This window comes from Paraliobacillus ryukyuensis (genome assembly GCF_003315295.1).
GTDB classification, from domain to species: Bacteria; Bacillota; Bacilli; order Bacillales; family Amphibacillaceae; genus Paraliobacillus; species Paraliobacillus ryukyuensis.
In genome coordinates, this window is record NZ_QNRI01000002.1 from 353,214 (window position 1) to 371,567 (window position 18,354).

The following is an 18,354-nucleotide window of genomic DNA, read 5'->3' on the forward strand; positions in this document are numbered from 1 at the left end:
TATTTACAGTTTTTTAAGAATTATTTTACAAAAAAGTGAATTGTGTTTTTATTGTTATTTTTATGTAAAAAAAGTACTAGTTGTCTGGATAATGTTTTAGGTTGCAAGGCTTTGAATTAACAAGTACTTCCCCCTTTTGTAAAAGGTAATATCTGTATATTGACTTTCTATTTATACCTTGTAAGCTAAAAATATGAGCGATTTTGTTGAAATCTAGTTTTAGTATAGGCATATCGCCCAAATTTAAATCATGGGGGAAGAAGATGATAAAGAAATTATATCTACACATCTGTCTATTGTTCATTACTTTCTTTTTGGGAATAGGTACAATACAAACAGAAGCTGAGGAAATTAAATATGAATTTCATGATGATCAACAAGTTTTACCTGTTGAACCAGAATTGGAAGTAGAAGTGAATAATGGTCAATTGAAATCAATGCTAAGTATTACACAAAACGATCGAGTACTTTTTAATAAGGAATTGGTGTTAACAAAGGTGAATGGGATGCAAACCATTACCGAAAATGACGAACAGTATCTCGTAATAGAGTACCGCGTACTTGGATCTGCCCAAGAGTTATACTTCGGTGTATTGCATATAAAAGAAGGACATATGGAAGAAATATTTGTTTCCGAAGCTTATCAACATGGAACGATTCAAATTGACGGTACCGATATCGCTATCTCTTATCCAACCTTTGATGAAAATGATATAAATACCGAACCAACAAACATAGTAGATATACATTTTACGATTGAAAATGGCCAAGTAAATGAAGGCATTGAATCGATTAAACAGTATAGTGACAATAGCCCTCTATCGACAATAAGATTAATGGCTTCGACTTCAGTAGATGAAAAATATACCAACCCTAGTTATCAAACGATTAGTGCAATATTAACAGAAGAAGCGTTAAAACAAGGTGTTCCCCCGGAGATTCTGAAGGCTATTGCTTTTCAAGAAAGTGGCTGGCAACAGTATTGGCTACCTGGTCAAACCCCTGTTAACCACTACACAAATAAGTGTACAAATTGGGATGGAACAAATGTGAAATTAGGCTATGACTGTATTGGCATTGGGATTATGCAAGTCTCTGATTATCGGTTTATGGAAAATGAGACAGAAAAAGCCACAGAGATTGAAAAATTATCAACCGATATTCGATATAACATTCAAGAAGGGATTAAGATTCTTAAGCAAAAATGGAATTATGCTAATGCAGGTTTAATTCCAACGATTAACGAACAAGATAGGACAAAACTAGAAAACTGGTATTTCGCTATTATGGCTTATAATGGATTATCAAGTATAAACAATCCATTAAACAATCCAGTGACCGCTTATCAAGAAAGAATTTATCAGCATATCAAAAACTATGGATTAGTAGAATCGATTATTCCTTTTCCAACGCATCAATTAACGCCAAATCAGTCAGGAATTCTTTCATTTGAGGAAGACCATATCCAGATACCTACTAGCTTGACTAGCACAACACATGCATTTGAAGTAAACCAGTCAGTTTATGTCACAGCAAGTCAATTAGTTGTTCGTTTAAGTCCATCAGGTCCAGCGATTGGTTCCTTTCAAAAAGGAGATCAATTGCGTATTACAGGAAGCCCATCCTATTTGAATAAAAATATTTCTCACTTTGCCTGGTATCCTGTCACAGCAAACGGTATATCCGGTTATGTAGCAGCCAGTTATCTAAATGAAGCCAAACAAATAGTTACTGCTTTAGAAGGGGAACGAAGATATGAAACAAGTGCAAGTATTTCGAATTATGGTTGGCATTGGAATAATCAAAAAAGTGTGATCATTGGACGAGGTGATCAACCTATTGATGCGTTAACGGGTAGTGTGATTGCAGGATACAATCGTGCACCACTATTACTGACGAAGCAAACCGAGCTTCCAGCAGAAATTAAAACAGAGTTAGTTCGATTACAACCCCGTCATTATACGAACTCTTCCTATACGATATATATTATGGGTGGAGCAGAAGCCGTTTCTGCTCAAGTAGAGCGAGAAATTACACAGTTAGTAGATGCTTCAATCGTACGGTTATCAGGAGAAACAAGATATGATACGGCTTATGAAATTGCTAGTTATATGATCAAGCAAGTCCCAACCCAAGAAATATTTCTGACAACTGGTGATGCGTCTTCACCAGACGCATTATCTATTGCACCATATGCTAGCAAGCAATCAATCCCGATTCTCTTGACAAAAAAAGATAGATTGCAAGATCAAGTAAAAACATTTATTAAAGAAAACGGTATAAATAAAGTAACCATTGTTGGTGGACCAGATGTAATTTCGCCACAAATAGAACAAACATTAGAGCAACAAGTAAGTATAGTTGATCGTATTTCTGGAGAAGATAGATTTGAGACAAGTGTAGCTGTTGCAAAACAATTTTATCCCAAGTCATTGCAAACGATTATGTTTGCAAGAGGAGATATGACTGTAGATGCCTTATCGGGAGCAGCTTTGGCAAGTCAATATCAAGCTCCAATTATATTAACGAAACGGGATGCTGTGCCCAATTCAGTAACCACTTGGTTAGAAACACGGAAGGTGACCCCGAATTATGTGTATTTTGGTGGACCGGAGGCAATTACCAATCAAACACGCCAACAGTTACAAACGTTAGTTGCGAATTAATTCATGTCAAGCATCGTCTAATCCCTAATAGACGATGCGTTTTTTTATACGTTATAGACCAGCTTCGGCTTTAAACTTAATTAACTGAATTGTAAATCTAAGCTAAAGAGTGTGTAAAGATTAAAGAATAGCCAACTTTTAGGTTTGATTTCTTGTTATAGTTACCTTAGATAGAGATAGGAGATGACGGGCTATTTTTAAGAACAAAAAGATTGCTTGGACTAGTGTTTTGTTTATTTTATTTACCTTATTGTTGAAAATTTCTGGATTGCTTCGAGACATGGTAGTTGCATACTATTTTGGCGATACGTATCAAGCAGATGCCTATTTAGCTGCATTTATTATCCCAAATATGATCTTTCTTTTTTTAACTACAGGAATGAAAAATGCATTTGTACCAAGTTATGTAGAAGCAAAAGAAAAAGGGGGGGAAACTATACTGTTTAATCAATTGTGGAAAGCGACCGGGATGATTAGCTTAGTTTTAGCATTCATTGGTATATTATTTTCACCTGTAGTCATTCCGATTATTTATCCTAACTTTCAAGGGGCTGCAATGACACTTGCAATTCATACGACAATGATTTTTATGGGGTGTATTATGTTTGTCGGATTAAATGCGGTCTTTGAAGCGTACTTAGATGCTGAATCTAAGTATATATTTTCTGTGATTTCACAGATAATTGTGTTAGGGACCATGATTAGTGCAGCAATTTTATTAGCATCTGAAATTGGGCCATACGCTTTAGCAATTGGTTATCTTATTGGCACGATCGTATCGCTATTATTTAAAATAATCCTCGTGTATCGGCATCAAATGTTTCAGCTAGCAACCAAAGTAAATTGGAAAGAGGTAAGAGCGTTTTTTGTTATCTTTATCCCTGTTGCCATTACGGTAATGGTAGGTCAAGTTAATTTAGCTGTAGACAATATATTCGCTAGTTATTTTAAAGAAGGTGTAGTTACCTACGTTAATTATGCAAAAAATCTTGTCCACTTTCCGCAAGCTATTTTTGCTGTCACAATCGGAACAATTACTTTCCCTTTATTAGCAAAAAGCTATGCAAAAAAGAAAATGGTCCAGTTCAATAATCATTTGGAACAAGGGTTAATGGTTATTAGTTATGTTATTTTTCCGGCTATCGTTGGTATGATGGTTCTCATGCCATCGATTATTCGTTTGTTATTTGAAAGAGGTGCATTTACAGCTGAAGCAACGAATGGAACAGCTGTGGTTGCTTATTATTATGCAGGATCTGTACTATTTTTTAGTCTAGCGGTGATAGTGAACAATGGCTTATATACCTTAAAAAAAGGACATATGCTCATGATGATTGGACTAGGATCCATTTTGCTGAATTTGTTATGTAACTGGCTCTTTACAAGCTGGATAGGATATATCGGTATCCCACTTGCCTCTTCGGTAGTTGGTTTATGCTATGCGATTTGCTGCTATGGAATCTTATCTAAACAAGTAGGGGGTATTTTCACAAAACCTTCAATAATAGAAATAGGAAAGATGATTTTAGCAGTATTGATAATGGCGGGAGCTATAGTGCTAGTTGGGGAAATTCGCGCCTTCTTTACAAACAGTTTGTATCTTATTTTCGCCATTTTTGTCGGGATTGTTATATATGCGCTATGTTCGTACATACTGAAAATACAATTATTTTATTTTTTATTAAAGTATCGAAAAAAACAAGATCATAATCGTAGTATGTTGGAGGAAGAATCATGAGGTCATTTCATTCAAAAACGATACAACAGTTGGAATCTATTTTCATCTTATTCATTGTTATACAACCAGTACTCGATTTATTCGCTTTCTTAAATTGGCCGATTTCTGAATTAGTACGTATTCTAGCAATTGCTCTTGGTGTTGTTTATTTATCCTTTCACCCAAACGAACGGATTCAATCTGCAACGATAATATACCATATTGTTTTATTTATCTATATAGGATGTCATTTTTTTGTGAGCTATCTGTTTAAACAACCAGTTTCTTTAACAATTGAGCTAACCCATATTGTAAAAAGTATTTTTTTCATCGAGTTATTTATGGTTTATCTTAGTGTTATTTATTCATTGAGTCGGCAAAGGAATTGGCAAAACTTACTTTTAAGAAATGTAACAATTAGCATGACAATCATTAGTCTTGTCATGGTACTTGCCGAACTAACAAATACCGGGAAAAGATCGTATGACATGTTAGCGAAAGCGGGACATTCAGGTTGGTTTTTTTCTGCAAATGAACTAAGTGCCATTATGGCAATCGGGTTTGGGTTGACATTATTGTACGTTTTTAGACAAAAAAACATCCAACGGAAACTTCTTTTAGGTCTATTACTAGCTATACTTACGTGGGCAATGATGACGATTGGAACAAAGGTGAGCTTTGGCGCAGCATTAATCTTCCTAGTTGTAGGTCTCGTAAGTTCTTTTTTTCAAAAACAGAAGGTCCTTTCTAGTAGTATATCGGGAATTTTATTAATAGCCTGCCTTATTTGGTTACCATTTTCACCAATCGGCCAAAACCTTCATCTTACCTTAGGGTCATCTAGTTCGCAATCGACTGAAGCAGATAACCAGGTAACAGAAGAAACGGAAGCTGGATTTAATCGTGTATTAAGCGGTAGAAGTGAATTCCTAGCAGAAACAATAGAACAGTATGAAGATGCTCCATTAGCACAAAAATGGTTAGGAATGGGTTATGGAGGTAATTATACTGCACAACCAAAGTTGATTGAAATGGATTTTATTGACTGGTTTTTTGGATTTGGTATTATTGGTTTTCTAATTTTACATATCCCTATTTTATATTTTGTAGTGAAGCTAATAACATATGTACTTCAAGAGAAAAAAAGGGTACTAACGATACCAGTTGTTATGATCACGGTTTGTATCGGGATCGGATTTGGTGCTGCCTTAGTTGCAGGACATGTACTATCTTCTCCTGCAGTTAGCATTTATTTAGCACTAGCAATGGGGTATTTGTACACTTTGTCTCATCCAAATATCAATCAAAGAAAGGTGGGTGATCATGAGATCTATCGAAGAGAAAATGTTGGTCATTAGTACAATGTATCCAACCAAGCGGCATACTGTCTTTGGAGTTTTCATTAAAAATCAAGTGGAACAGGTTAGAAATCGAGGGTTTCCAGTAGATGTATTAGCCATAAAAGACCCTAGAATGGGGAAGGTTAACGTTATTAGGAAATATAGCAAGCTATTATTGCAAGCAGTCGGTAAATTCTTGAAACAAGGAAGAAGCTATCAAATTGTGCATGCCCATTATTTATTTCCAAGTGGCTGGATTGGTCTTTGGTTTAAACGCTGGTTTAAAGCGAAGCTAATCGTTACAGCACATGGAGGGGACATTGACAAGATGGCACGTCTCCATCCATGGATTTACAAACAAACAAAACGTGTTTTAGAACAAGCAGATGAAGTGATTGTTGTTGGAGCAGGATTAAAACAGGCTGTGTTAGAGGAGTTTCAAATCAAACAAGAAAAAGTACACTTGCTGAATATGGGAGTAGATCGAACGGTGTTTCATCCGAAACCGAAAGAACAAGCAAGAAAAGAACTGCAGCTCCATGCAACCAATAAGATCATATTATTTGTTGGAAATATAATCGAAGCAAAGGGCTTAAGCGAATTAATTGCTGCTTTTCATCAAATGCAAGCTACACAAAAAAATTTGGAATTGCGCCTTATCGGCCCAAAAAAAGATCCAGCATTCTACGAAGTCTTAGTACAGTCAATTGAACAAGATAAGATTAAAGGGGTTACGTTTCATGAACCAAAACAACAAAATGAAATTGCGACATGGATGACAGCTGCAGATCTTTTTGTTTTACCTTCTTATATCGAAGGTTTTGGGTTAGTAGCATTAGAAGCAATGGCATGTCATACACCAGTAGTTGGAACAGCGGTCGGAGGCCTACAAACCTTATTAGCAGATAATGCAGGAATGACAGTTGCACCGAAACAAATTGAGCCACTTCGAGATGCAATGACCAACGTTTTGACAGACCCAGACGTTAGCCAGATGCTAATCCATTACGGAGACAAGCGAGCACAGGAGAATGATCAAGAGAGGTTAATTGATTCACTTATTACAATTTATCGCAGATAGGAGCGAGAATGGATGAAACAGAAAAAACTACTTCTTATTTCTTCTATAGGTGGCCATTTAACACAATTATTACAGTTAGAAACGATGTTTAAGAATTATAAATATCATATCGTTACTGAAAAGTCTGCAATCACCAAAGAGTTAAAGAATAAATATCCAGTTTCATTACTATTGTATGGTGCACGAAATTACCCGTTTCGATATATTTTTAAATTTTCTTATAACACGATGAAGTCACTATGTATATTCTTGCGATACCGTCCAGATGTGGTAATCACTACTGGAGCTCACACAGCAGTGCCTATGTGTTATATTGCTAAATTATTCAGAAAAAAAGTAATATTCATTGAAAGCTTTGCAAAATCAACTAGTCCTACGCTCTCGGGGAGGCTCGTTTATCCCATATCAGATTTATTCATCGTGCAATGGGAGTCCATGAAAGAAATCTATCCTAAAGCAATTTACGGGGGGTCTATCTATTGATTTTTGTTGTTTTGGGGACACATGAATTACCGTTCACCCGTTTACTGAAAGCAGTTGATCAGTTAGTTGAGGCAGGTACAATTACTGAGCAGGTGGTGGCCCAAATTGGGCACACGAAACATCACAGTAATCACATGCAAATGCATAAGTTTCTGACATATGATCAAATGGATCAATATTATAACCAAGCGGATCTTATTATTACTCATGCTGGAACAGGATCTGTACTTACTGGACTAAAAAAGGGGAAAATAGTAATAGCTGCTCCACGATTAAAAAAATATGGAGAACATAATGATGATCATCAACTACAATTAGCTGAAGTATTTGAACAAAAAAATCATATTCTGGTTTGGCACGAGACAGAACGTTTGGACCGTGTTATACAAGAAAGTAGAACGTTTCAACCGAAGCCATTTCAATCAGGAAAAAATAAATTATTTTCCATCTTGGATAGCTTTATACAACATAAGTAATTGGAATGTATGAAACATGGATAAACGTCAAAGCTAAAAATAAATCGAAATAACTTTTAATTATAGTCACAGGAAAAAACAAATGATTTTTTTGATAAAATATGCTATAGTAGCAAGAGTCATTAGTATATACAAAATTAAAATGAAACCTAGTTATTGGAGGTTTCTTACCCTTAATAAAATTATTTTGATTATTTTTGATTTGAAGGGATTGGGAGGAAGAAATTAATGAAGTACTTAGCACTACTCATCTGCTTTATTTTAGCAATTGTTTTAACACCCTTTGTAAAGAAATTAGCCATACGCATAGGTGCGGTTGATCAACCCAATCAACGAAAAATACATTCAAAACTAATGCCACGCTTAGGTGGTTTAGCGATATTTATAAGTTTTATGGTAGGTTTCCTTATTTTTAATCCGGATAGCCCATATTTTTGGCCAATCTTTATTGGTGCATTTTTAATAACGGCTACTGGTTTCCTAGATGATTTGTATAACCTATCAGCAAAAGTGAAATTTTTCGTTCAATTCATAGCTGCAACAATTGTTGTTTTAGGAGGAGCTCAAGTAACCTTTATTAACTTACCTTTTGGTGATACGTTGCATTTTGGTTACTTTAGCATTCCGATTACGATTATATGGATTGTGGGAGTATCAAATGCCATTAACTTTGTTGATGGTTTAGATGGACTAGCAGCGGGTGTCTCTTCAATTGCACTGCTTACCATTTCAGGCTTAGCAGTTTCTTTAGGAGATACATTTGTTGCTTTTATAGGATTTATGTTACTAGGTAGTACTGTAGGGTTTTTATTCTATAATTTTCATCCAGCAAAAATCTTTATGGGTGATACAGGTTCTTTATTTTTGGGATATATGATCGGGGTACTATCCATTCTTGGATTTAAAAATGCGACATTATTCTCATTAATTGTACCGATAACCATTTTGGGTGTACCTTTATTAGATACCTTTTTCGCCATTGTCAGACGTGTAGTGAATAAAAAACCATTCTATGCGCCAGATAAATTACACCTACACCATTGTTTATTGAAACTTGGATTTGGTCATCGACAAACGGTTATATTAATTTACAGTATGAGTGCGTTATTCAGTTTAGCTGCGATTATTTTTACTAAGTCAACGATGTGGGGTTCAACCATAACCTTATTTGCTATGTTAATTTTGATTGAGGTTGTAGTTGAAATAACTGGATTGATTAGCGAAAATTATCGACCATTGTTAAAGTTATTAGATCGGAAAAAATAAAGAAACCTTTTCCAAGCGTTGTTGCTTTGGAAAAGGTTTCTTTTAGTTATAAGCTTTTGCTTGTTTTACGGGTTGTGCATCATATATATAATGAACAATATTTTCACTTGAATTGCCTCGTGAATATTGATTCCATTGTTTCGTATATTCTTTAATTAAATTTAAATCGAATTGATTTGATTTAATGATCGAAATGATATCCTCTGTTGACAAGGCGATTGGGCCCGGCAAATTGGTTGTATACTCTTCCCAAAAACCCTGTTTCTTCGTATATTCCTCTAAATCATAAGTGAAAAAGATCATTGGTTTTTCAAGTAATGAAAATTCAAAAGGAACCGAAGAATAATCTGTAATTAGTAGATCTGCTAAAACTAATAAATGATTGATATTTTCATAGTTAGAAACGTCAATCACAAAATCAGAATAAATATTTTCATAGGTTCCTACGATTGCTGGATGAAGACGTAATAGCAATATATATTCCTCACCTAGTTCAGCCCGCAACTTTGTTATATCTAATTGTAAATTTATATTAGATAATTCGTTATTTCGAAAAGTAGGTGCGTATAAAATTACCTTCTTTCCATCTATCATTGGAAAGAGTTTCCTGATATGATATTGTGCCTGTTGTAATGCTTGTTTATCAAAGAAAAAGTCAGTTCGTGGAATACCTGTCCGTAATATTTGACTTTCAGATAGATTAAAACTTTGACGAAAAATCCTACTCATTTTTTCCGAACCAACCACCACGTAAGAAAATCGATCATAGACTTGCTGAAATCGTTTATTTGCTCTTGGTGTTCTTGTTGCATTCGAAGGATCCATTAAGCCAAATTGTTTAATTGCCCCTGCTGCATGCCAAAGCTGAATACATTGCACATTTTCGTTAAACTTTGTAACAGATAAAAATCCAAAGTAATTATCAATGAAAATCACTTTGGAAGTGGCAAGGTGGTAGATCGATCGTACATAATCTACCAAATGAGTTAATTGAAATGAGAGTGTCTTTACATTATCTATAGTAGAAAAATCCATTCGACACCGTTTATCTTTCAGTACGATTAGTTGATGATCAGAAAGTTTATTAGTTGCCTGAGCTACATGATAAATATTGTCACCAAAAGAGCTAACAAAAACCGTTTTTTTTTGCTGTGGCAAGAACTTAAAGATTGAAAAGATCATCCTGAAAAAGAAAAGGAAAACGCTTATAGCAATTTCTCTAAGCATTGTTTATCTTTTTCATATCATTTTTAATTTTTGTAGTCGAAATACCCACTGTTCTTGGCAGATAGATAACTTCACAATAATCATTTAAGAAATCGAATTTACCTTCCCAGTCATCTCCCATAACAAATACATCAATATTATGGTTCACTACATCATTTATTTTTTGTTCCCATTCATGCTCAGGAATTACTTCATCCACGTAGCGAATAGCTTCTAAAATCATTTTACGATTTTCATAGCTATGGTATGATTGTTTTCCTTTAATTGCATTAAATTCATCTGAAGAAATGGCTACTGTTAAATGATCACCCAATTCTTTAGCACGACGTAATAAATTTATATGTCCATTATGAAGTAAATCGAATGTACCGTAAGTGATTACTTTTTTCATTATGTTTTCCTCCCCAAATGAATGTCTATTATATTTTTGTATATTAGACTTTTATATCTAGCAAATAGTTTAACAAATAATATTTACGTAGGATTAACAAATAATTTACAAGACGTTAACATCACCTATTTATACATTTTAGCTGTTTTTTTAAAAAGTTACAAGTATAAATTAAGGAGAGGGAGGAAAGAATAGTAAAAAAGACTGCTGAGTTAAATCAGCAGTCAAAAAAGCTTTATTTATAAAAAGGAATATCGTATACTAACGAATATTTTTCTAACATATTATAGAATTTTTCAATTCTACTAGTTTGTTTTACTGCCCAGCCAATATCCGTGGCATATTGATGAGAAGCATAACCATAATTATCCATGGCATCTGGGTTCCAACGCATTTTATATAGCGTATCTTGCCCAGCGTTAATATATCTGTCAGCAATAAATTTGGCTCCACCAACAATTGCTTTTTCTGGCGAAGTCCATCCTTGCTCATAAGCAAATTTAAGACCTGCTTGATAAGGTGAGGAAGCTCCATCGGCAGCTCCAATGCCATACATATTATAGACGATCGTACCATTGTATTTATCGCCATTTGCTAAACCAGAGGTTCCATTACCAGTTTCAAGCATAGCATGTGAAATCAAGTAAATTTCATTGATATCATAGTCTTGTCCGGCTTTAATGAAAGAAGAAGCCTTGCCAGCTAATATTCCATTTCCTTTAAGAATATTTTCATTCACTTCCTTTGCATTAAGTCCAGCAGTTTGTGATAGTTTTAAGAATTGGAAGTATTCTGTTGAACTAATATCTTCAAAGTTGTTTGGATCTAAATATCGCTCAGTTGCAGATTCTGTAGCGATAATCCAAGTGTTGAATTTGTACCAATTACCTTCAGTACCATATACAGTAATCCTGTCATTAACGTAGCGTTCATCGATTTTTCCAATCACGTCATAGCTTGTACCTGGACCACTACGCACATTCCAATTAGTTCCATCAACTCTCCAACGACCATCAACTTTTTTCAAAGCATTTTTATGCACATACATGGTACTGTATGTTGTTTTAGGCATAGCACTCATTTGTATGTCTAAAGCTTTATCAAGAGAAATATTGTACCTTGTGATGTCATAGACACTTTCAGAAACATCACCATTCTTTATATAACCAGTTGTTGCTTTACCATTGATGTAGACTAAAGCTTCATACCAACCGGAAGTAAAGGTCTTGTACTGTAGCACTTTTCCTTCGTTATAATTCTTTAGTATCTTAGAGCTTGTTGAAGCTTTGGTGTATATATTTGTTGGGCTTTTTAACGCAACACCTTGTAGGCTTTCCGGTGTGTCGGTAATATTCTCTACGTCATTTTTATGAATATAGCCATTGGTTGCTTTGCCGTTGATATAGACAATCGCTTCATACCAATCCGCAGAAAAGGTTTTGTAATAAAGCACAGAGCCTTGGTCATAGGACTTTAGCGAGCTTGAGTTAGTAGAAGCTTTCGAATAAACTTTGGTTGGACGCTTAGTGCCAATCCCTTTTAAAGATTGTTGTTTATCTAGTAAATTTTCCACGTCATCTTTGTAGATATAGCCTGTTGTTGCTTTGCCATTAATGTATACTAGGGCTTCGTACCAATTCGATGAAAAAGTCTTATAATAAAGCACAGAGCCTTGGTCATAGGACTTTAGCGAGCTTGAGCTAGTAGAAGCTTTCGAATAAATCTTGGTTGGACTTTTAGAGCCAATCCCTTGTAAGGATTCTTGCTTATCTAGTAAATTTTCGACGTCACGTTTATGAATATAGCCATTAGTTGCTTTTCCATTAACATAAACCAACGCTTCATACCAATCGGAAATAAAGGTTTTATAGTAAAGAATTGATCCCTCACTATACGATTTTAAAATATCGGAATTTCTTGATGTTTTCGAAAAAATCTTAGTGGAGCTCCTTGTCCCAATTCCTTGTAATGTTTCTTGATTTTCAACTGGCTGTTCGACATCACTTTTGTGAATATAACCAGTTGTTGCTTGGCCATTAATATAAACCAGTGCTTCATACCAATCAGAAATAAAAGTTTTGTAGTAAAGGAGTTTTCCTTTTTCATAGGATTTTAACGTATGCGAACTAGTAGAAGGTTCGGCATATATGTGTGTTGGTGACTTCAACCCATAGCCTGTTAACGTTTCTGGATTTTCTACTGGTTGTTCGACATCGCTTTTGTGAATATAGCCAGTTATTGCTTGGCCATTAACATAAACCAATGCTTCATACCAATCGGAAGTAAAGGTTTTATAGTAAAGGAATGTCCCTTTATCATAGGATTTTAGTGTATTCGAGCTTGTAGAAGGCTCGGCATATATGCGTGTTGGTTCCTTCGCCCCATACCCTGTCAATGTTTTGGGATTATCTGTAGCTGTGTCTACATCATTTCTGTGAATAAATCCTGTTGTAGATGAACCATTAACGTATACAATTGCTTCATACCAATCAGCATTTAACGTTTTATATAAAAGAATAGATCCTTTGCTATAAGACTTGATTACCTTAGAGCCAGTGGATTGACTGGCATAAATTGGTGTGGGGTCTTTTAAAGCAACACCAGTTACCGTTTTTTGTTCTACTACGCTACTTGTAGTCATAGAAAAGGTTGCAGCTTGTGGTTCTTCAGTAGAAGAAGTTGTTTCCTGACTATCATCAGTAGTTTCTGCATCTGAGGAAGTTGCTCCACGCTCTTGACGATAATCATCTGCTGCTTCTAGCGAATATAATTGATCGGTAGCTACATATCCTTGATAGCTTTTTACAGCTTCTTCATCAGTGTACGTAACATGTGTCATTGCCGTGTTTTTGTCAAACGAGTCAACTAATGTTACTACAGAATCATCTGGCACATTAACAAGTACATTTTCTTGCTTGTCATCATAGAGAGGAGTTGTTTGTTCTCCACTTACGGCAAATAGGGTCATAGATTCAGGCGTCTCTGTACTTGTTTCATCTGTTGCAGCCGAAACTGTATAAGGTACTTGTTGAAAGAGTAACAATATCGCAATTACGAGCAAACTAAGTTGTTTAAGTGTTTTCATTATTTACGTCCAAGCCTCCACACTAAAATTGGGTTTCATACTATTCTCTTTGCCATTTTAATTTGAAAGAGATTAAAAACTATCATGTATATGATCGCATGAAAGCTAAGTGTTCCCTCCTTTTCAACAAAATTTGATAGTTTCCTAGAATGTATTATCTCAAAAAACAACAAAAAAGTTAAGCTTATATAAAACTATTTTTCAAATTTATGAAAAAAAGACCCTACTTTTGAAATAGGGTCAATTAATCAGCTATCTATTATTTCTATTTTTATAGGCTTTTTCCGCTAATAGTAATCCAATAAAATTGTTTTGACTCTAGATGCGGTTAAAGTTACTGATTGGTATAGGTCTTTCACCAACATGAGGTGAATTTCTGGAGTGAAACCAGGTTTATTTAGAGCATCAATGACCCAGTAAGTATGTCCACCCCACTAAGAGGGTTACTGGAAGGGAAAACAAGACTGTAACCAGTTTTATTATGAATTAAATTAGCGATTTTACGATTGGTGTTGCGTTTTGTACCAGAGTTATACGCCCAATATAAATTTCCCCTGAAGAATGATAAGCTACATATGTTTTGAAATCATGACTTAACGTAAAATCATATAATGCTTTAGTCTCTGATTTAGAGAATGGGCGAACACCTTTGTAAAAGGCGTAACTTGGACTTCTTACATTGTTATTGATTGTTCTCCAACCAGAAGGATATTGACGGTTTAAGTTGAGACCTCGAGCATTTGCTTTCCATGCACTAAAGTCTGAACTACCATTGTTCATTTTTATCAGTTCATTTTTGTTGCTAAAGCCACCTGCTCCTAGTTGGTTTAGGGTAACACCATCTGGATTTACCATAGGTACATAATAAATAGATACTTTTGATAGTAAATCTTGTATATTATACCCATCGATACTTGATTGATTAATAAATGCTTGGCTATATTGATCAATTTGATACATTACTAGATTGCTAGTCAACCACTCTCTGGCATGATAGGAAGCATTAATCGTAATTTTCGTATCACCGAATCCTATTTAAACAAAGGGTATCCTTCTTCTTTCAACTGAATATCCAACTGTCGAGATTAAACCTGGATAAGTTTCTTTTAATTTATTAATATTCTGGATCATTTCGGTATACGTATAAGTTTGTTTAGGGTTTACGATTGCCTGCGCTTTTAGTTTTTTGTCACTAACGTCACTTTTATGAATATATCCTGTCTTTGCTGTACCATATAACGTATACTGTTGCTTCAAACCAATTGTCTGTGTACGTTTTAAAAATTAATGTGGAACCAAAAGAATAAACTTACGAATAACCTTTAAGCTTTTTGCATTTTTAGAAAGGTCTTGATAAACATAAGTTGTTGCGTTTAAAGCGGATCCTGTTAAAGATTTTTGTTTAGCGTCGTCATTTAACACACTATCTTTGTGAATATATCCAGTTGTTGCTTTTTTATTAAGATAAACAAATGCTTCGTACCAGTTACTTGTAAAACTTTTATAATATAAAACATCCCCTTCATTATAAGATTTTAATGTTTTAGAATGTTTGGAGGCTTTTGCGTACACGTGAGTTGGCTCTTTCTTTCCGATCCCTTTTAGTAATACTTGGTCATCTTGGGTATTTTCGACATCGGTTTTGTGAATGTAACCAGTAGTTGCTTTTCCATTAATATAAACCAACGCTTCATACCAATCAGCATTTAACGTCTTATATAAAAGAATAGCTCCTTTGCTGTAAGACTTGATTACCTCAGATGTTGTGGACTGACTGGCATAAATTGAAGTAGTATCTTTTAAAGCGACACCAGTTACCATTTTTTGTTCTACTACACTACTGGTAATTTCTAGTTCTTCAGGAGAAGGGGATTTTTTCTGACTGTCATCAGTAGTTTCTTCATCTGACGAAGTTGCTTCTTTCGTTGGCGTATCTAATGACTGTAAAGGGGTAGACGGCTCTTCACTAGTGTTTGTTTCTCGTTCTTGACGATAAGCATCTGCTGCTTCTAGCGAATATAATTGAGCAGTGGCTACATATCCTTGATAGCCTGTTCATCAGTGTATGTAACATGTGTCATTGTCGAGTTTTTGTCAAACGAGTCAACTAATGTTACCGCAGAATCATCTGGTACATTAACAAGTACATTTTCTTGCTTATCGTCATAGAGAGGAGTTGTTTGTTCTCCACTTATGGCAAATAGGATCATAGATTCAGGAGTCTCTGTACTTATTTTATCTATTACAGCTGAAACCTTATAAGGCACTTGTTGGAAGAGCAACAATTTTGCAAATACGAACAAACTAAGTTGTTTGAGTTTTTTCATTATTTACGTTCGAACCTCTTATGTTCTTTGCAGTATCTTTACAAATGTAATATATTTATGTTTTAAGTGGGGAGTTAAAAAGTATTTTGTAAACAATTAAAGCACATGATATAATTTATTATCGAATTAACAATGAATAAGGTGGGAAAAATATTGAAAAAGGTATCGGTAATTGTACCAGTTTATAACACAGAAGAATTTCTGGAAGATTGTTTAAATTCATTAATAAATCAAACTTACAATAATTTAGATATATTGGTAATTAATAACGGGTCGACGGATAGAAGTAAAGAGATAATAGATGTTTTTGTTGAAAAAGATAAGCGTATTCACTCTTTTGATTTTAATAGTTCACTGGGTGTAGGTGCGGCAAGGAATTATGGAGTATCACAAGCAGAAGGTGACTATGTATACTTTGTTGACAGTGACGACTATATTGGTAAAGATACACTTCAACTTCTGATGGACAATATCGGAGATCATGATATTATTTCTGGAAAATTAGTAAATACTGGTCTTAGCGAAGAGATAATTCACAATGAAACACAAGAAATTGACATGAAGCTCTATAAAAAGAAAAGAAAGAATCTCTTTAAAAATAAATCAATATTAAATCGTTTGATTAGTATGAACTTTATAAGAAGTAATAATCTAGCTTTCCCTGAACAAGTAGAAATATTTTCTGATATAAAGTTTATTGCAGATATTTTAGCACTTATTGAAGAAATTCCATATGTCAAGCAAAGCGTTTACTTTAAAAGGAAAAGAAATGATCCTATTACAAATCCTTCATTAATTCAAAGGAGTAGGACAGATAAAATTAAAAATTTAACAAAAGTCTATATGGAAGCAAAGGATAAGTATTCTGATATTCCATATGTTTCAACTTATTTGGATCAACAGTTGTTAAATTACTATCGAAAAACAATCACAGTTCATTTCAAGAATGAGGACAATATAGACATATCATTTTATATTCTTTCTAATGCAATGAAAGAAATAGATTCAAACTTTCTTTCTAAAAAAAGTGCTGTGCTTAAAAGAGAGATTAAACCAATTATAGAGAATAATATAAATAAATTTAAACGTATTAATAGACAACATCATCGACTTCGTAATATTAGAAAAGCAACCAAAAGCAAGAAGTCACTATTCTTACAATTATATCGATCCTTTTTTGTGAAATCTAAAATGAATGATAAATTAGTTGTGTTTGAAAGTTTTTTAGGCAAGAATTATTCCGATAATCCAAAATATATATATGAATATATGCTAAATAACCATATGGATTATAAATATGTTTGGGTATTTAACGAAACTGGTAAAAACATACCAGGGAACGCTAAGCAAGTAAAAAGATTTAGTTTGGCTTATTATTACTATCTAGCTAAAGCAAAATATTGGGTTTCTAATACCCGTATGCCTAAATCTCTTGGGAAAAGGGAAGGAAATGTTTATTTGCAAACTTGGCACGGTACCCCTTTAAAAACATTAGTATTTGATTTGAAAGATATTTACTCAGCCAATCCAAACGTTAAAAAAGATTTTTATATTCAAACTAGAAGATGGGATTACTTAATATCACCGAACAAATATTCATCTGAAATATTCAGAAGAGCATTTAAATATGATAAAACAATGTTAGAGTTTGGATATCCTAGAAACGATATTTTATATACTCATAATGATAAAGAAAAAATTAATGATTTAAAAGCAAAGTTAGATTTACCTACAAATAAAAAAATAATTCTATATGCTCCAACTTGGCGGGATGATGAATTTTTTGAGCGTGGTAAATATAAATTCACACTGAAATTAGAATTGGATAAAATGAAAGAGTCATTAAAAGATGATTACATTGTAATTCTCCGTACACATTATCATATCGCTAATCAAATTGATATTTCAGGATATGAGAATTTTGCATATGATAGGTCTAGACACGATGATATAGCTGAATTATATTTAGTTTCAGATATTTTGATTACAGACTATTCTTCTGTATTCTTTGATTATGCGCATTTGCGTAGACCAATCCTATTTTACACCTATGATTTAGAAAAATATCGCGATACAATTCGTGGTCTTTATTTTGACATTGAAAAAGAAGTACCTGGTCCTTTGTTAAAGACGACTAAATCGGTGATAAGTGCTATTAATAATATAGAGGAACTAAACAAAGAATATCAGGAAAAGTATGAAGCGTTTTATAATAAATTCTGTCAGTGGGATAATGGAAGTGCGTCAGAGAATGTAGTGAAACAAGTGTTTCATAGCTAAATGGAGGGGAAAGCA

The 18,354-nt window shown here is 34.1% G+C and carries 14 protein-coding genes; 8 read left to right on the plus strand and 6 right to left on the minus strand.

The genetic code is table 11. The features are described 5' to 3' along the window. The first annotated feature begins 263 nt into the window (after positions 1 to 263). The 7 genes from DES48_RS04975 to DES48_RS05005 all read left to right on the plus strand — a co-directional run bounded on the left by DES48_RS04975 (position 264) and on the right by DES48_RS05005 (position 9,029). A complete protein-coding gene (locus DES48_RS04975) occupies positions 264 to 2,666 on the plus strand; it encodes a cell wall-binding repeat-containing protein (protein WP_113867350.1) in 2,403 nt (800 codons plus the stop codon). Positions 2,667 to 2,895: 229 nt separating this feature from the next. Then, positions 2,896 to 4,404 carry a murein biosynthesis integral membrane protein MurJ gene (murJ, locus tag DES48_RS04980; protein WP_281269222.1) on the plus strand — a complete coding sequence of 503 codons (1,509 nt, stop codon included), beginning with the start codon at positions 2,896 to 2,898 and terminating at the stop codon, positions 4,402 to 4,404. Further along, on the plus strand, positions 4,401 to 5,741 hold the full coding sequence (locus DES48_RS04985; RefSeq protein ID WP_113867354.1) for an O-antigen ligase family protein: 1,341 nt from the start codon (positions 4,401 to 4,403) through the stop codon (positions 5,739 to 5,741). Before murJ ends, DES48_RS04985 begins: the two co-directional genes overlap by 4 nt. After that, on the plus strand, positions 5,707 to 6,804 hold the full coding sequence (locus DES48_RS04990; protein WP_245911296.1) for a glycosyltransferase: 1,098 nt from the start codon (positions 5,707 to 5,709) through the stop codon (positions 6,802 to 6,804). Before DES48_RS04985 ends, DES48_RS04990 begins: the two co-directional genes overlap by 35 nt. A gap of 12 nt (positions 6,805 to 6,816) precedes the next feature. After that, positions 6,817 to 7,287, plus strand: coding sequence for a PssD/Cps14F family polysaccharide biosynthesis glycosyltransferase (gene pssD / locus DES48_RS04995; RefSeq protein WP_113867356.1), 471 nt, complete (start codon positions 6,817 to 6,819; stop codon positions 7,285 to 7,287). Next, positions 7,284 to 7,763, plus strand: a complete 480-nt coding sequence (pssE, locus tag DES48_RS05000; RefSeq protein WP_113867359.1) for a PssE/Cps14G family polysaccharide biosynthesis glycosyltransferase — start codon at positions 7,284 to 7,286, stop codon at positions 7,761 to 7,763. Before pssD ends, pssE begins: the two co-directional genes overlap by 4 nt. 228 nt (positions 7,764 to 7,991) lie before the next feature. Beyond that, positions 7,992 to 9,029: a glycosyltransferase family 4 protein gene (locus DES48_RS05005; RefSeq protein WP_113867361.1), complete on the plus strand. Its 1,038-nt coding sequence runs from the start codon at positions 7,992 to 7,994 to the stop codon at positions 9,027 to 9,029. A gap of 42 nt (positions 9,030 to 9,071) precedes the next feature. Here DES48_RS05005 and DES48_RS05010 read toward each other — a convergent pair whose 3' ends face one another. From DES48_RS05010 to DES48_RS05035, 6 genes are all read right to left on the minus strand, one after another. Beyond that, positions 9,072 to 10,187, minus strand: coding sequence for a CDP-glycerol glycerophosphotransferase family protein (locus DES48_RS05010; RefSeq protein WP_245911297.1), 1,116 nt, complete (start codon positions 10,185 to 10,187; stop codon positions 9,072 to 9,074). A gap of 61 nt (positions 10,188 to 10,248) precedes the next feature. Beyond that, positions 10,249 to 10,647 carry a glycerol-3-phosphate cytidylyltransferase gene (gene tagD / locus DES48_RS05015; protein ID WP_113867365.1) on the minus strand — a complete coding sequence of 133 codons (399 nt, stop codon included), beginning with the start codon at positions 10,645 to 10,647 and terminating at the stop codon, positions 10,249 to 10,251. 235 nt (positions 10,648 to 10,882) lie between these two features. Continuing rightward, positions 10,883 to 13,732: an SH3 domain-containing protein gene (locus DES48_RS05020; protein ID WP_113867367.1), complete on the minus strand. Its 2,850-nt coding sequence runs from the start codon at positions 13,730 to 13,732 to the stop codon at positions 10,883 to 10,885. 486 nt (positions 13,733 to 14,218) lie between these two features. Continuing rightward, positions 14,219 to 14,767: a M14 family zinc carboxypeptidase gene (locus tag DES48_RS05025; protein WP_113867369.1), complete on the minus strand. Its 549-nt coding sequence runs from the start codon at positions 14,765 to 14,767 to the stop codon at positions 14,219 to 14,221. 249 nt (positions 14,768 to 15,016) lie between these two features. Next, positions 15,017 to 15,553, minus strand: coding sequence for an SH3 domain-containing protein (locus tag DES48_RS05030; protein ID WP_113867371.1), 537 nt, complete (start codon positions 15,551 to 15,553; stop codon positions 15,017 to 15,019). A gap of 212 nt (positions 15,554 to 15,765) precedes the next feature. After that, positions 15,766 to 16,059: a hypothetical protein gene (locus DES48_RS05035; protein ID WP_113867373.1), complete on the minus strand. Its 294-nt coding sequence runs from the start codon at positions 16,057 to 16,059 to the stop codon at positions 15,766 to 15,768. 153 nt (positions 16,060 to 16,212) lie between these two features. Here DES48_RS05035 and DES48_RS05040 point away from each other — a divergent pair, with 153 nt between their 5' ends. Further along, positions 16,213 to 18,339, plus strand: coding sequence for a bifunctional glycosyltransferase/CDP-glycerol:glycerophosphate glycerophosphotransferase (locus DES48_RS05040; protein ID WP_245911298.1), 2,127 nt, complete (start codon positions 16,213 to 16,215; stop codon positions 18,337 to 18,339). Positions 18,340 to 18,354 lie beyond the last annotated feature (15 nt).

Coding starts and splice junctions, on each gene's coding strand:
- DES48_RS04975 (WP_113867350.1), top strand. CDS start 264: ATGATAAAGAAATTATATCTACACATCTGTCTATTGTTCATTACTTTC.
- DES48_RS04985 (WP_113867354.1), top strand. CDS start 4,401: ATGAGGTCATTTCATTCAAAAACGATACAACAGTTGGAATCTATTTTC.
- DES48_RS04990 (WP_245911296.1), top strand. CDS start 5,707: ATGAGATCTATCGAAGAGAAAATGTTGGTCATTAGTACAATGTATCCA.
- pssD (WP_113867356.1), top strand. CDS start 6,817: ATGAAACAGAAAAAACTACTTCTTATTTCTTCTATAGGTGGCCATTTA.
- DES48_RS05005 (WP_113867361.1), top strand. CDS start 7,992: ATGAAGTACTTAGCACTACTCATCTGCTTTATTTTAGCAATTGTTTTA.
- tagD (WP_113867365.1), bottom strand. CDS start 10,647: ATGAAAAAAGTAATCACTTACGGTACATTCGATTTACTTCATAATGGA.
- DES48_RS05020 (WP_113867367.1), bottom strand. CDS start 13,732: ATGAAAACACTTAAACAACTTAGTTTGCTCGTAATTGCGATATTGTTA.
- DES48_RS05030 (WP_113867371.1), bottom strand. CDS start 15,553: ATGGTAACTGGTGTCGCTTTAAAAGATACTACTTCAATTTATGCCAGT.
- DES48_RS05035 (WP_113867373.1), bottom strand. CDS start 16,059: ATGAAAAAACTCAAACAACTTAGTTTGTTCGTATTTGCAAAATTGTTG.